The organism is Sphingobacteriales bacterium (assembly GCA_016700115.1).
Taxonomy (GTDB): domain Bacteria; phylum Bacteroidota; class Bacteroidia; order Chitinophagales; family UBA2359; genus UBA2359.
In genome coordinates this window covers 3,562,683-3,576,943 of record CP064999.1, presented here as the reverse complement: position 1 = coordinate 3,576,943, position 14,261 = coordinate 3,562,683, and the positions used below count along the sequence as shown (strand labels likewise).

Below are 14,261 nucleotides of genomic sequence, written 5' to 3'. Positions count from 1 at the left end.
TACTAAAAATGTGTAGAGTCCCCTAAATTCGCCTCACAAATTCAAAATGTACAAAAAGGTCATGCTGTTGTATGCCTGTGCTTTACCAAAACAACAATACTCCTTCAAACTAAAATCAATGTTTTATGTACAAACTGCTAAAGAAACCTATGTTTGGCCGATTTATGGTAAAATGGCAAAATCCTTTAACCCCGGAGTCTCAAAAAGAATGGCAAAAAATTCAGGCAAAAAGTAAAACCGGAGGAACTATTTACGGTCTTTTTGCAAAGGCAGTAACCGATCAGGAAAAAGCGACTATTGTATTAGGGCATCCAATGGGTAAAGAAGCCAAAGGATATTTTCTTAAAAATGGTTATACGCAGTTATTGAGAGAAAACGGATTTAATACCCTGATTTTTGACATCAATGGTTTTGGAGAAAGTACAAACGGGAATTTTTCATATTTTGAAGATATTCTTGCCATAGGAAACGAAGCTTTGAAATTAACCCCTCATCTTCCCATCGGATATTTTGGAATTTCGCTTGGAGGTCAATGGGCAACCGTTTCTTTTGCCTATGATACTCATCCTTTTGAATTTGCAATTGTAGAAAGTGCAGCAACCTCTTTGGAAGATTTTTGGATAAAGTATCCTATTCCATACAAACTGCTAAAAGCCTTTTATTTCTTTTTTCCAAAGTACAAAAAAGAATATAACATGCAGGAAAGAATTAAAGAAGCTAAGAAATTAAAATCCTTATTGCTCATCTATTCAAAAAGTGATGATGTTGCGACTGTTGCAATGGGTCGTGTGTTTCACAACAACAGCCCTGTTCCGACCGAGTTATGGACAGTTGAAGAGGCTAATCATGCTTCATTGATGAAATCTAAACATAAGGCTGAGTACGAAAATAAAATTGTTAGTTTTTTTAACAGTCAGACGGGGAATTAAAACTGCCACCAACAAGAGAATGGTGGTATCATGCAATTTCAGGTAAAAATGGTCAAACTATATGAAAAAGAAATTGAACTAAGCCAATACTCAATGACCCTAATAACATCCGGGGGCGCAATCCACACTTATAGAAAGAGAAAACAGCTCTAAACAAAGGGATAGAGAAACGGCAAAACCAATGAAAGTCAATTTCTACAAATACTTAGCCATAATATAAATCTGCTCCTTGCGACCTTTGTCGTCCACGCAGGTTATTTTATTTCTGCCCGGTTTGGGAATAAAAAAAAGTTTACCCGTTGGCATAACCGGTTTTAAATACTGATCATTGACATACCAATATACAACCTGAACATCGTTGGATGTGTTGCAGGTCAAAGCAATTTGAGTATTATCCATCGGGTCTAACAAATATTCCTGTCCGTTTTGAGGAGAGGTAATCAAAGGGGCTGTCCCGCTGAAAAGCCGGTCACATAAGGGGTTATGCGGAGGGAGTTTTTCATAAGGAATGCCTTCTGATTCGTAAAAAGCGACTATTTCAGGAGGATAAACGGGATAGTTTTTCTTTTTAAACCCCGATTCCGGTAAACACGACGTGCAATAACTGATACTGCTGTCAGCGGATACAAAATAGGTTTTTTGATGCTGACACATTTTGTTGTCTGAAATCATGGGCAGATAATAATCCATAACTGTTTTAGTACAATCGGGTTGTGGTAAATGTCCGGTTTCAGAACAAACCCAACGGTAGGAGATTTCATCGGGCGGGGCAAACCAGTCGTTGCCGGGTGAATAGTCAACGCTGTTAAAAATATCAAATAGCAAAGGGGTGGCGATTGTTGCTCCGCCAAGTTCAGGAACTCCTTCCCCCGAAAAGTTGCCGACCCAAACTCCGATGGTATAATTGGCATTATAACCAATGCTCCATGCATCTTTGCGCCCATAAGAAGTGCCGGTTTTCCAGGCAATTTTCGGCAGATTCTTGCTGCTTTCCATATTTTTCGGCAAATCCGGGCGACTGATTTTTGTCAGTGCCTCGGTAAAAATATAGGCGGCCTGTTCTGATATTATCTGCCGGGAACTTGTGTCTTTCGTTCCTTTCAGCCAATTCAGATTGTATAACTTTCCTTTGTTGGCAAATGCTGAATATAAATTAGTCAGTTCTTCTAATCTCACCCCGCAACCGCCCAACGCCAGGGAAAGTCCCATTTTTTCTTTGTCTGCATTAATTTGAGAAAACCCGGCCTGAGTAAGTTGATCGGTAAAATAACCAACTCCTAATTCATTCAGTGTTTTTACTGCAGGGATGTTTAATGAATAAGCTAACGCAGTTTCTATGGTAACACTTCCGTTAAAAACTTGGTCAAAATTAACCGGTGTATATCCCGAAAAGTTAACCGGAACATCGCTTACTTTAAGTTTGGGGGTAATCAAACCTTTGTCGAATGACAAGGCGTATAAAAAAGGTTTAAGGGTACTTCCGGGTGAACGAATTGCTTTTACCCCATCCACCTGACCGCCGTCTTCCGTATTTTCGAAATCGGCCGAGCCGACATAAGCTTCTACCTCGTGGGTTCTGTTGTTTAAAATGATTATTGCTGCATTTCTGATATTCTGAAAATAAAGACGTTTGATATAATTCGCAGTCAGCGTTTCGGCTTTTTTTTGAAAATTAAAGCGCAGTGTAGTTTTAATGATAGGTTGATTGGGAAATTTTTCCTTCATTCTGATAGCAAAATGTGGAGCAAACTTGGGTGCATCCAATCTCCGGGCTTCAAATGGCTCTAAAAGTGCATCTTCTATCTCGGAATTGCTGAAGAGGCGGGCTTTCTTAAATCTGAGCAGCCATTTATTTCTTGCTTCAATCAGATATTCATTGTTTTTACCGATTTGTAAAGAAGTCGGCCGGTTAGGAATGATCGCCAAAATGGTGATTTCAGCCAGACTAAGATGATTGGGTTGTTTGTCAAAAAAAAGAACAGAGGCTGATTTCACCCCTTCAATATTGCTGCCATAAGGCACCAAATTCAGATAAAGTTGTAAAATTTCCGGTTTACTGTAATGCCATTCCAATTGAATAGCCCGAACTATTTCTCCAAATTTATTAAAGTAAGTTCGTTCTTTGGGAGCTAATAGCCTGGCTACCTGCATGGTAATGGTTGAAGCTCCGGAGGTGCGTTTCCGTTGCAGCAAATTATTGGAAAAAGCCCGGATAATGGCTACCGGGTTTATGCCATAATGCAGATAAAAATACTTGTCTTCTTTAAAAATTATGGCTTTCCTCAAAGTTGGAGTTATTTCTTCCAGTTCGGTCAACATTCTCCATTTATCATCAGAAGTAAGAAAGGGATAAAGAATATTGTCGTCTCTGTCTGTAACGATTTGAGAATACTCAATACGAAAAGTAGTTGGAGGGAATAATAAATCGGCGATGAGCGCAACACAAAAAAAAGCAGACAACGAAAATAATACGAAACTAACCTGACGGTCATATCGCAATAAAACCAATTTTAGATGCTTAATTAAATGAAAAAAGTGTTCCTTAAATCTCATACCTTTACCTGCTTGGATACAACAAAGGTAATCGAATTGTATTTCACCTTGTTGATTGAATTGACATAACTTTAACGGACTCTGGCTCAAAGAATTTTTCTGTTGAAATCTATGCCAATATTCAAATTTTAACAACCAGAAACCATGCATATTCTTCAAATTTGTAAAAAAAATCCTTTCCCGGTTGCAGATGGAGAAGCTATCGCAATATGGTCAATTACCAAAGAATTACACAGAGCAGGACATGAAGTTACTTTACTTGCAATGAACACACCAAAGCATAATTTTAACGTTGATCAACTGCCGGAAGATTTTAAATCAGTTGCTAAGTTTGAAACCGTTTTTATCAACACGAACCTGAATTTGTTTAGTGCATTTAAGGCACTTTTACAAAACCGCTCTTACAATATTAAGCGGTTTATCTCTCAGGATTTCGCCAATAAACTCACCACATTGCTGAAAGAACAACACTTTGATATTGTTCTGATGGAAGGTATTTATCTCGCTCCATATTTAAACCTCATAAAAAAAATTGCCCCGGATACCCCCGTGTTTATGCGCACCCATAATATTGAACATTTAATCTGGCAACGGTTAGCACAGGAAGAAAAAAATATCTTTAAAAGTATCTACCTCAAAATATTAGCAAAACAATTTAAGTCCTATGAAAAAAAGATGTTGCCAGAGTTTGACGGGTTAATTCCTATTTCACCAATTGATGCAAACATATTAAAGCAATTAGGCTGTCATCAAAAGATGATGGTTTTACCTGCCGGAGTTGATACAAATAATTACCCCTTTTTATTGCCGGATCAAACTCCCGAAGCAACGCTTTTTTTTATCGGCTCTCTCGATTGGCTTCCAAACAGGCAGGGGTTAATTTGGCTTTTCAACGAAGTTCTCCCAATAGTCCGAAAAACTTTTCCCGAAGTTCAACTTTATGTTGCCGGACGAAATTCACCCGATTCATTTAAACATCAACAAATAGTCGGAGTGAATATAGTTGGAGAGGTTCCCGATGCAATCCGGTTTATGATGAATCATACCATAATGGTAGTTCCTTTATTTTCTGGTTCCGGGATGAGAGTCAAAATTATAGAAGCAATGGCATTGGGAAAGCCTATCGTCGCAACAAGCATTGCTGCAGAGGGAATAGAATATTCAGATGGAAAAAACATTCTTATTGCAGATTCGGCGGAAAGATTTGCCGAAAACATCATTGTTTTGTTAAAAAATAAATCATTCTGTAATCAGATAAGCACGAATGCCCGTAACTTTGCCTTAGAATATCACGACAACAATTTTTTGGTCAAAAAGTTAATCGCTTTCTTCTTTGTAACTGTTTAGACGAAAATAACCTTCAGGACATTTACTCCAAAGAATTTTATTGTGAAATTTCAATTTTTAGCTTAATATAATCCTGCAATTTGCTGCTATTACTACAAATTCTTTTTTGGGTCTCAGCGGCTGCCATTGCGCATACCTATCTCCTTTACCCATTTTGGTTGTCATGGAAAGCAAAAGGAAAATCCCTTAGCCGGGATGTTTTTGCTCCTGATGAAGAACTACCCGAAATTGTGGTTTTAATGGCAGTGTTCAATGAAGAAAAGGTCATTGCTAAAAAACTGGAAAGTATTTTCGATACTACTTATCCTCATCAGAAATTGCATGTTTGGATTGGCTCTGACAATTCAACAGATTCCACACATCAAATTCTTGACAACTATTCTCATCAATTCAAAAACATAAAATTACGGATTTATAATGGCCGTAATGGTAAGCCAAAGATACTTAACCAGGTCATGTCTGATCATGCAGATATACTTCCATCCAATAGCATCTTAGTGCTGACAGATGCAAATGTATTGTTTACCCGCGAACTGCTTTATCATTTAGCTAAACATTTTAAAAGGCCTGATGTGGGAATTGTCGGCGCTAATGTCTTAAACATAGGGGTAAAAGATGTTGGAATTTCATTTCAGGAAATGTGGTATATCAGACGTGAAAATGTATTGAAGCACTACGAAAGTATTATCGGCGGCGCAATGATGGGAGCTTTTGGAGCTTGTTATGCCATGAAAAGCAGTTTATTTGAACCCATTCCCGATAATTTTATAGTAGATGATTTCTACCTGACTCTTACAGTACTTGAAAAAGGGTTTCTTTCTATAAAAGAATTGAAAGCAGTTTGTTACGAAGACGTATCTGATGATTTAACAGAAGAATACCGACGTAAAAAACGTATTTCGGCAGGCAATTTTCAAAATCTTAAAAGGTTTTCTCACTTGCTGCTACCCGGTAAAGGGTATCTGGCTTTTTTCTTTTGGTCTCATAAAGTACTAAGGTGGTTTACCCCTCTATTTTTGATTATTACATACATTATTTCAGCAATTTTGACTTTCCGAACCAATATTTACTTCTTGTTGTTTTTACTCCAATCGGTTAGTCTGTTATTTTGGTTTGCAGATTTTTGTCTTGGTAAATTTAATATTAACATTCGTATTTTCCGTTTTGCCCGATATTTCTATCTGATGAATTTAGGACTGTTTATAGGGCTATTAAAATATTTAAAAGGAGTTAAAAGCAATGTTTGGAAACCCACAAAACGAAACACCTGAGTTTATGCTCAACACCATTGAAGAAGCTATTGAAGACATTAAAAAAGGTAAATTAGTCATAGTAGTTGACGATGAAGACCGCGAGAATGAAGGGGATTTTATCACAGCGGCAAGAAATGTTACCCCCGAAATTATCAATTTTATGGCAACCTATGGCAGAGGCTTAATTTGTGCCCCGATCGCTGAAGAACGTTGCGATGAATTGGGTTTAGAATTGATGGTCAATTCGAACACTGCCACCCACGAAACCCCCTTTACAGTATCAATTGACCTCATTGGGCATGGTTGTACAACAGGCATTTCGGCACATGACCGGGCAAAAACTATCAAAGCATTAATTGACCCCAACACCAAACCGGAAGATTTAGGTAAACCGGGACATATTTTTCCGCTAAGAGCAAAAAGCGGTGGGGTTTTGCGCCGAACCGGTCATACAGAAGCAACGATTGACCTGGCCAGACTTGCCGGCTTTGAACCTGCAGGAGTGTTGGTAGAAATAATGAATGAAGATGGAAGTATGGCCAGGCTTCCGCAATTGCTTGAAGTAGCTAAGCGATTTAATCTCAAAATCATTGCAATTAAAGACCTGATAGCATACAGGCTGCAAAAAGAATGTTTGGTGCATAGGGAGGTTTCGGTAAAACTACCTACAAAATATGGCAGCTTTGATCTCCATGCCTATACTGAAGTTCACAATGGCAATGTTCATTTAGCATTAACAAAAGGACAATGGGAAGAAAACGAACCCATTTTAGTCCGTGTTCATTCTTCTTGTCTGACAGGCGATGTTCTTGGTTCATTAAAGTGTGATTGCGGAGATCAACTTCACAGCGCAATGCAAAAAATTGAACAGGAAGGAAAAGGAGCTATATTATATATGAATCAGGAAGGCAGGGGAATTGGTCTATTAAACAAATTAAAAGCCTATAAACTGCAAGAAAACGGACAAGATACCGTAGAAGCTAACCTCGCATTGGGTTTTAAAATGGACCAACGCGATTATGGTATTGGGGCTCAGATTTTACGAGACCTGAACATTTCAAAATTGAGGTTAATGACCAACAATCCCAAAAAAAGAATTGGGTTGATTGGCTACGGATTAGAAATTGTTGAAAACATTTCCATAGAAGTTTGTCCAAATCCTCATAACGAAGGCTATCTCTTGACAAAAAGAGATAAAATGGGACATGAAATATTAAAAGACTTACATCCGGCCCTTTAATTATTTGCTTTGTCTTATACCTATCTGTTTAAATTCCTTTTGTTGTAATTTATCTGTCGTTTTGTGCGTTAATGCTCAGCATTTTTAGAAAATGTGGTCATTAAATCATAAAAACAATCTTTCTATGAATCTGATTTCGAAATTGTCAATTGTTTTATTCTTACTGCCTTTTAGGTTAATTTTTGCACAAACTGACTTAATATCAGATATGCCTGATACAATCAGAGTAGAAATTTTTGACAAAGAAAAAATAGAAAAAATTTCATCCGAAATTATAGCCGAAAATCGCAATCTCGCCAATCGTTTGTCTGCTTTGGAAAGAGATGCGGTAAACCGCAATGATATAACGGCAATTCTGACTAACGCCAACAAAGAAAAGTACATTTCTTCAACCAATAACCTGAACAACCGCTATAAAGCAGGCGAACAGGTTTTAAATCACATCATCAAAGAAACCAATCAGTTTAATTTGTCTTTTAGTCAATTGCTTCTGCAAAATGAATTTTCTATGCTTGCTGACCCGACAAATTACACTGAATTTAACCGCTCGGTCAATCTGTCTTTGGAAATATTAGGCGAAAGAAAGTTGGGCATGTTTTCTAATATTTTTAACATCGAAGAACTGAAAATGATTACACCGGTCATGGCAAATCCTATAATTTCAACCAGTTTTTCGTTAGTCTCTTACTTTTTAGCAAACTACCACAAAAAAGAAAAGCTGAAAACAGATAGCTTTAAACGATTAACTTGTATTTTGGATTACACAAATCAGGTAAAAGCAGAATACCAAATTGTTTCTTCCGGTGTCAGAAATTTGAATAACAGATTGGATGCATTCAGAAACGCTTCCCGTCAATTTTTTAGCGAATATCTCGATGCCTTGGATTACAACGGTGGTTATGAAAAATATATCCGAGACAAAACCAACCTCTCCTTTGATTTTATGGAGCAACAGCGTAATTTGTTTTTCAACAATTTGTTAGCAGACTCCAATAATATTGGAATAACTAATTTCGAATCAGACAGAGACGATAATGTACAATTTTATGTAGAGCAGGTAAAGTTTTATTTGAATGAATACGAACTCCTCTTACTTGAAATAAATGATTTCATTGGAACATACGAAAAGTTTGTAGAAAAGCAAATGCAGATGAATTCAGAAGTCTGCTCTGTTATATCCAACGAAAATATAGATATTTTCAAACGCATTCAAAAAACATTGGGCACAGTGAAATATAATTTCGATATTGTGTTTAGCGAAAACAGAATAGATAAAAACACAAAAAGAATTTTGTTTGGTTTTTAAAAAACGTCAAACCATTACTTCAGAAAACAAGGACATCCAACTATGATTCCTGATATAATTCTCGATGATGAATTTATTATTGTTGTCAATAAGCCTGCAGGTTTGTTGGCAATTTCTCCCCCGCAAGATGGAAAAGAAAAAAGTCGGCCGCCTGTTACTTTAAGCAGTTTGGTTAAACAATATTTAACTAAACATACTAATAAAACAGGAAGCCTGTATTTAGAATTAATTGCCGCTCCCGATACAGAAACAAGCGGAATTGCTTTATTTTCCAAAAACATCAAAGCAACCCAAAAACTTAAATCAGACATTCAAAAGCTCAAAATTTCATTTGAGTATTGGGCACTAACGACCAACAGACCAAAACTTGAATCAGGAAGTTTAGTACATTTTCTGCGTTACGCTTATGTTAAAGACATCATGCAGGTATTTACAACACATCAGCCAAATTCTTTAAAATCGGTGTTGAGATATGAAATGTTAGCAGCACTTGGAAACAGCAATCTTTTGGTTTTACAAACCTCAACGAACCATAAACAACAAATAAGGGCGCAATTAGCAAGGATTGGAACTCCGGTTAGAGGGGATAAAAAATATGGAGATACCAAAACAGCCTCTGCAAAAATCACCTATGTTCATTTGCGAAAAATAACTTTTAATCATCCGGAATCAAATCAACCTTTAGTCCTATCAACAAAAATTGATGAAAAGGATCAGTTATGGAAAACATTTTTGCATTTTGAAGATTGAAGTTAATTTCGCAGTTTGTTTATCATTGTTTAATATAGTTTACCATATTTTTAACTGTAGAAGATGATATGATTAAAAGCATATACATTGGACAATTTTTTATCACAGGTTTAGTAAGTATCGGACTTTTATTTTTATTTGCTTACTTTTTTCCGCTTTTGTTGCCTTTTGTTAAAATATTGTTTTATGCATTTTGCTTGCTATCAATTTTAGATGTTTTTTTGCTCTATAAGAATGGGCCGTGTTTATATGTACAACGTAGTCTTTCAGATAAATTTTCAAATGGCGACTTAAATGAGGTTAAAATTATTATTGAAAGCAAATACCCATTTGATGTTTGGTTAAAAATTATAGATGAAATTCCTGTTCAATTTCAGGAACGCAATATACAGTTTGAAGTAAAAATTGCGCCCGGAGAAAGCAAGGTAATTATTTACCGGCTTCGCCCAAACAAACGTGGAGAATACCTTTTTGAAAACATAAATGTTTTTGTGCAATCTGCAATTAGTTTGGTTAATAGACGGTATTCTTTTGCTTTAAATAAAAAAGTGGCAGTTTATCCTTCTTTTATTCAAATGCACAAATATGAACTTCTCGCGATATCAAATCGCTTGCATGAAGTTGGCATAAAAAAAATTAGAAGATTAGGGCACAATATTGAATTTGAACAAATTCGCGAATATGTTTCAGGAGATGATTTCAGAACTATAAACTGGAAAGCTACAGCCCGAAAAAACGATTTAATGATTAATCAATATCAGGATGAAAAGTCACAGGAAGTTTATTGCATAATTGATAAAGGGCGATGTATGAAAATGCCTTTCAATCAAATGAGTTTATTGGATTATGCAATTAATGCTGCTTTGGTAATATCTAATATTGCGATTAAAAAAGGAGATAAAGCAGGATTAATCAGTTTTTCAAATAATATTGAAACAATCATTAAAGCCGGTAACAGGGGAAGACAAATGTTAGATTTATCTGAAAGGCTATATCATGAGGAAACTCTGTTTTTGGAGTCTGATTATGAAAAGCTTTTTGTCAGCATCCGAAGAAAATTAAACAGGCGTAGTTTATTATTGCTTTTTTCTAATTTCGAAACTTTATCTGCTTTAAAAAGACAACTGCCAAATTTAAGACGAATAGCCCATCAACATCTATTGGTAGTCATTTTTTTCGAAAACACCGAACTCGAACAATTATTGACTTCACCGGTAAAAACAATCGAACAGGTCTATCTAAAAACAATCGCAGAAAAATTTGCTTTTGAGAAAAAATTGATCGTTAAAGAACTTCTCAGTTATGGTATATACAGTATTCTTACCTCGCCTGAACTATTAACTGTCAATACGATTAATAAATATCTCGAATTGAAAGCAAGAGGGTTAATTTGAAATTGACAGTATCTAACATCCTGATAAAACAGTAAAAGAGGGCAAAAAAAAAACTGCCGTTTCCTTTATGGGAAAACGGCAGTTAGTTTTATACTAAATTCTCAATTTGATCAGAACCAATCAAAAAAATTTGCCCTGAAAAAAATTTGATTTATAGTATCGTAATGGTATAACTTGATCCGGAAACAGTCACTTTAGCCAATGGTTTAAATGTATTTGCACCATCAGTGGCATAATCAGGATCAGAACTGTTCAATACATTAGCCTCAGCTTGTGTGTAAACAACGTTTTCAAACAAACCGGGTTGAGTTGCATAAACAGTAACCGGAAATCCTACAACACTACCGTCAGTCGGACGAACGTCGTTGGCATACAAGTTAACCCATAGATAATAGTCACCGTCATCCATTCCATCAAAGACTAAATGTTCCGGACATGAACCTGTTGCAGCATCATAGATACCCAAATCGTTTTCATCTACATCAAACACATAGATATCAATATCTACTGAACTGCAAAGATTAACTGGTGAACCCTCTACCGTAACATCCCCATCCCAATCAAGAACTAAATCGAGCATAGGTGCAACATAGTTATCAATTTGAATGGTTCTGGTTTGAGTTTCATAACCCAAATTTGCAACTGTATTGTCTCCAATCTGAACTGTTAATGTTTCGGTACCTTCTACTTCAGAATCGGCAAAGATTTTAAGTTCAGCAGAACCCGAAGTCGAATAGGCAGGAATAAAAATTTCTCCTCCCAATTCGAAATCGCTGCCTGCGGTAGCATCTCCGCCAACCTGACTAATAGGGATTCGGATGTCAGCGATCTGCGGTTTATCCAAATTAACTGAAAATGTATAGGTAATATCGGTTTCCACCAAAGAAGAGGGTAAAGTCCAAGTTAAAGTACCCGAAGCGTCAGTAGCTGAAAGGGTGCTGTAGCCGGTGTAATCCTCTTTATCGCAAGATGCAATCGTTGCCACTAAAGCAAACAGCATTAAATATGAAAAAAGTTTTTTGTTGATCATGAGAACAAGTTTTAATTTAAGCATGAATGAATTTAAGCGTTGAAATTACTCAACCACTTTTCTCAGTACTTCATAAAATTCGCGGGGACCGGAGCCTGTAGTAAAATAGCCATAAGACATGTATAGTATGTCTTTACCCTCTACGTCATCGTTTTGAACATAATTTGAAACGCCATCACCACAAGGCACGTTGGTCATATCGGCAGGGTGAGTGTCACAGGTTATTAAGTAACTACCTAAACCGGTAATGGCAACACCATTAAATTCGGGCAAATAATCAATTTGATCTTCCTCTATGGTAAAATAGAAGAATGAGTTAGCATTGTCATTTAAGGTAAAAGGACCAAAGCCAGAATGAAAATATGTAGTTGCATCAACAGAACTTATAATTCTTGTTGCACCGTCCCAAGTAGCTGTAGGAACTCCAATTCTGTAATAACTACTTCCAATAACTTCATAAACACCGGCATATCGTGTAGCAACTGAAACAGATGTCATAGCAGTTGAGGGTGAATTAGTGTGTCTATTTCCTTCACTTGTAACTGAGGTATAAGTAAGTTCCCATTTATCACCGATGCTTAACAATTGGTCATCATCAGGAATAGTACCACCACCAGACAACGTTAACCCTTCTCGCAGGCTGTTATAGTTAAAAGTATAAGAGATGATTGAAGTCCCTCCATTTTCATCAATATCTATTGAAGTTAACAAAGCTTTGTTTGAAGTACCTAAAACACCTTTAAACTGTTTATAAACTTCCAGGGTAGTAGTTTTTACTTCACCTTGAAAAACTTTAACACGTCCTACATAATCCTTTGCATCTCCAACGATATAGTTAATTGACTGATTTTGAGGCTCAACCAAGCCCCCGGTAGCGGCATTTTCGGTTACTAAATCATCTTGTTCTTTATCGCAGGCGGTAAAAAAGGCCGAAATTGCAATTAAAAACAAGGAAAATAATAATGGAAATTTAATTTTATTCATGATTGAAATAAAATTTAAAGTTTTAAAAAATTAGTTCATCCACCAAACCTTGGTAGTTAACAAGTCAGAACCTTGACGAGAAACAGCTGCATCATAATTTGCCTTATTGACAGATTGTTCAATTGCAGGATAGGTATAACGTGACGGAATTTCGTCAATAACAGCTTCGATAGCAGGTTCCAACGCCGGATATCCGGTTCTTCTCCATTCTGTCCAAGCTTCTACACCTTGACAATACAAACCCAGCCAATTTTGCTCAGCAATTTTTTGTAGTCCGGTAGCCGAAGTATAAGCCACAGTACCTTGGGCTAAATAAGCATCTGCAGCAGCCTGACTTAATCCGTTAGCAGCAAAAGAAGCACTAACACCTTGCTGATAATACGAATCAGCACTGCCGGAAATAAGTCCTTTATGGGCTGCTTCAGCCATCAAAAATTTTAATTCTGAATGTGATAAGAAAAATCCGGCAGCTGTAGGTTGGAGGTAAAACGAGCCAACAGGAGATACATTATTGTAATTGTAATCTTCGTTGGGTACATTTTCAATGCCTGCGGGTTTTCCGCGATATTCACCATCTGTATTTGGTTGTGCGTAAACTGGTAAACGTGGGTCATTTAAATCGGCCATCATATCTACCATGACTTCATTTACTTTAAATTCAGCTCTGTTTCCAAATACGATTGTTTCGTAGATAGGATTAGCACTCGGGTCATTAGCCAAATACATTAATTTAGCCTCATCACTGTTTGAATCAAACATCGGACGGCTCATTAAAGCCTGAAGCTGAGTAGCAACATTTACTTTGCCGGAAATTCTCATTAAACAACGGAATTTCAGGGAATTGGCAAATTTCTGCCATTTGGAGTAATCTCCGTGATACAAAATGTCAGAATTAGAGTTGATATCGCCCCCGTCAGCAGAAAAAGAAGCATCTGCTTCGTCCAATAAGGCTAAAATCCCATTGTAAACCTCTTCCTGAGTGTCATATTTAGGAGAAAATATCCCTTCATCTGCTCTAATTGCTTCAGAAAAAGGTATTTCACCAAACATATCGGTTAACACTGAAAATCCATAGGCTTGCATAACCAAAGCCACCCCTTTCATGTTGTCATTTCCTTCTTCTTCAGCTAAAGTCTGCATAGTCTTTGCATCTGAAATAACGTCTTCGAAGTAGGTTTTCCAGATTAAAGTTTCGATTACACTACCACGAGGTTGATAACGTTCTTCATCATTATACTGCACCTTCCCCCAATGTTGTGCCCAACAAGAACCCATGTCACCACCAACAAAGGTGCTATAAAGGGAGTTTCCGGCATTAAAAACAACATCAGCAATTAAAAGTCCGGATGGTACTGCAACAGGATCATTGGGGTTGGAATTGATTTCTTCAAAATCTTTATCACAACCCATAAAGAAAATTAATCCTACTGCTAACGCAAATATTAATGTTATGTTTTTCATAAAATTTTTGTTTT

Annotated in this window: 11 protein-coding genes; 7 read left to right on the top strand and 4 right to left on the bottom strand. The window is 36.7% G+C overall.

Annotated elements, in window-relative coordinates:
- Nucleotides 1-125: 125 nt before the first annotated feature.
- Nucleotides 126-929 carry an alpha/beta hydrolase gene (locus tag IPM47_12850; GenBank protein ID QQS27766.1) on the top strand — a complete coding sequence of 268 codons (804 nt, stop codon included), beginning with the start codon at nucleotides 126-128 and terminating at the stop codon, nucleotides 927-929.
- A gap of 195 nt (nucleotides 930-1,124) precedes the next feature.
- Here the strand turns inward: IPM47_12850 and pbpC are convergent, their stop codons facing one another.
- The gene (gene pbpC, locus IPM47_12845) at nucleotides 1,125-3,482 is read right to left on the bottom strand and encodes a penicillin-binding protein 1C (protein QQS27765.1); all 2,358 of its coding nucleotides are present in this window, start codon (nucleotides 3,480-3,482) and stop codon (nucleotides 1,125-1,127) included.
- A 144-nt stretch (nucleotides 3,483-3,626) separates the two neighbouring features.
- On the opposite strand from pbpC, the gene IPM47_12840 reads away from it, so the two are divergent.
- From IPM47_12840 to IPM47_12815, 6 genes are all read left to right on the top strand, one after another.
- The gene (locus IPM47_12840; GenBank protein ID QQS27764.1) at nucleotides 3,627-4,829 is read left to right on the top strand and encodes a glycosyltransferase; all 1,203 of its coding nucleotides are present in this window, start codon (nucleotides 3,627-3,629) and stop codon (nucleotides 4,827-4,829) included.
- A gap of 80 nt (nucleotides 4,830-4,909) precedes the next feature.
- Nucleotides 4,910-6,100, top strand: a complete 1,191-nt coding sequence (locus tag IPM47_12835; GenBank protein ID QQS27763.1) for a glycosyltransferase — start codon at nucleotides 4,910-4,912, stop codon at nucleotides 6,098-6,100.
- Nucleotides 6,101-6,104: 4 nt separating this feature from the next.
- Complete coding sequence (locus tag IPM47_12830; GenBank protein QQS31467.1) at nucleotides 6,105-7,322, top strand: bifunctional 3,4-dihydroxy-2-butanone-4-phosphate synthase/GTP cyclohydrolase II; 1,218 nt, start codon at nucleotides 6,105-6,107, stop codon at nucleotides 7,320-7,322.
- Between the two features lie 124 nt (nucleotides 7,323-7,446).
- Nucleotides 7,447-8,628, top strand: coding sequence for a hypothetical protein (locus IPM47_12825; GenBank protein ID QQS27762.1), 1,182 nt, complete (start codon nucleotides 7,447-7,449; stop codon nucleotides 8,626-8,628).
- Between the two features lie 42 nt (nucleotides 8,629-8,670).
- Nucleotides 8,671-9,378 (top strand): RNA pseudouridine synthase, encoded by a 708-nt coding sequence (locus tag IPM47_12820; protein ID QQS27761.1) that lies wholly within the window; start codon nucleotides 8,671-8,673, stop codon nucleotides 9,376-9,378.
- Nucleotides 9,379-9,446: 68 nt separating this feature from the next.
- Nucleotides 9,447-10,772, top strand: coding sequence for a DUF58 domain-containing protein (locus IPM47_12815; protein ID QQS27760.1), 1,326 nt, complete (start codon nucleotides 9,447-9,449; stop codon nucleotides 10,770-10,772).
- Nucleotides 10,773-10,923: 151 nt separating this feature from the next.
- On the opposite strand, the gene IPM47_12810 is transcribed toward IPM47_12815, so the two are convergent.
- The 3 genes from IPM47_12810 to IPM47_12800 are packed head-to-tail and all read right to left on the bottom strand — an operon-like array spanning nucleotide 10,924 to nucleotide 14,247.
- A complete protein-coding gene (locus IPM47_12810; protein QQS27759.1) occupies nucleotides 10,924-11,802 on the bottom strand; it encodes a hypothetical protein in 879 nt (292 codons plus the stop codon).
- A gap of 45 nt (nucleotides 11,803-11,847) precedes the next feature.
- A complete protein-coding gene (locus IPM47_12805) occupies nucleotides 11,848-12,786 on the bottom strand; it encodes a hypothetical protein (protein ID QQS27758.1) in 939 nt (312 codons plus the stop codon).
- Between the two features lie 30 nt (nucleotides 12,787-12,816).
- Nucleotides 12,817-14,247, bottom strand: a complete 1,431-nt coding sequence (locus IPM47_12800) for a SusD/RagB family nutrient-binding outer membrane lipoprotein (protein ID QQS27757.1) — start codon at nucleotides 14,245-14,247, stop codon at nucleotides 12,817-12,819.
- Between the last annotated feature and the right edge of the window lie 14 nt (nucleotides 14,248-14,261).

Excerpts from the sequence above, each read along its gene's own strand:
- IPM47_12820 (QQS27761.1), top strand. The coding sequence starts at position 8,671 with ATGATTCCTGATATAATTCTCGATGATGAATTTATTATTGTTGTCAAT.
- IPM47_12830 (QQS31467.1), top strand. The coding sequence starts at position 6,105 with ATGCTCAACACCATTGAAGAAGCTATTGAAGACATTAAAAAAGGTAAA.
- IPM47_12825 (QQS27762.1), top strand. The coding sequence starts at position 7,447 with ATGAATCTGATTTCGAAATTGTCAATTGTTTTATTCTTACTGCCTTTT.
- IPM47_12840 (QQS27764.1), top strand. The coding sequence starts at position 3,627 with ATGCATATTCTTCAAATTTGTAAAAAAAATCCTTTCCCGGTTGCAGAT.
- IPM47_12805 (QQS27758.1), bottom strand. The coding sequence starts at position 12,786 with ATGAATAAAATTAAATTTCCATTATTATTTTCCTTGTTTTTAATTGCA.
- pbpC (QQS27765.1), bottom strand. The coding sequence starts at position 3,482 with ATGAGATTTAAGGAACACTTTTTTCATTTAATTAAGCATCTAAAATTG.
- IPM47_12850 (QQS27766.1), top strand. The coding sequence starts at position 126 with ATGTACAAACTGCTAAAGAAACCTATGTTTGGCCGATTTATGGTAAAA.
- IPM47_12800 (QQS27757.1), bottom strand. The coding sequence starts at position 14,247 with ATGAAAAACATAACATTAATATTTGCGTTAGCAGTAGGATTAATTTTC.
- IPM47_12815 (QQS27760.1), top strand. The coding sequence starts at position 9,447 with ATGATTAAAAGCATATACATTGGACAATTTTTTATCACAGGTTTAGTA.
- IPM47_12810 (QQS27759.1), bottom strand. The coding sequence starts at position 11,802 with ATGATCAACAAAAAACTTTTTTCATATTTAATGCTGTTTGCTTTAGTG.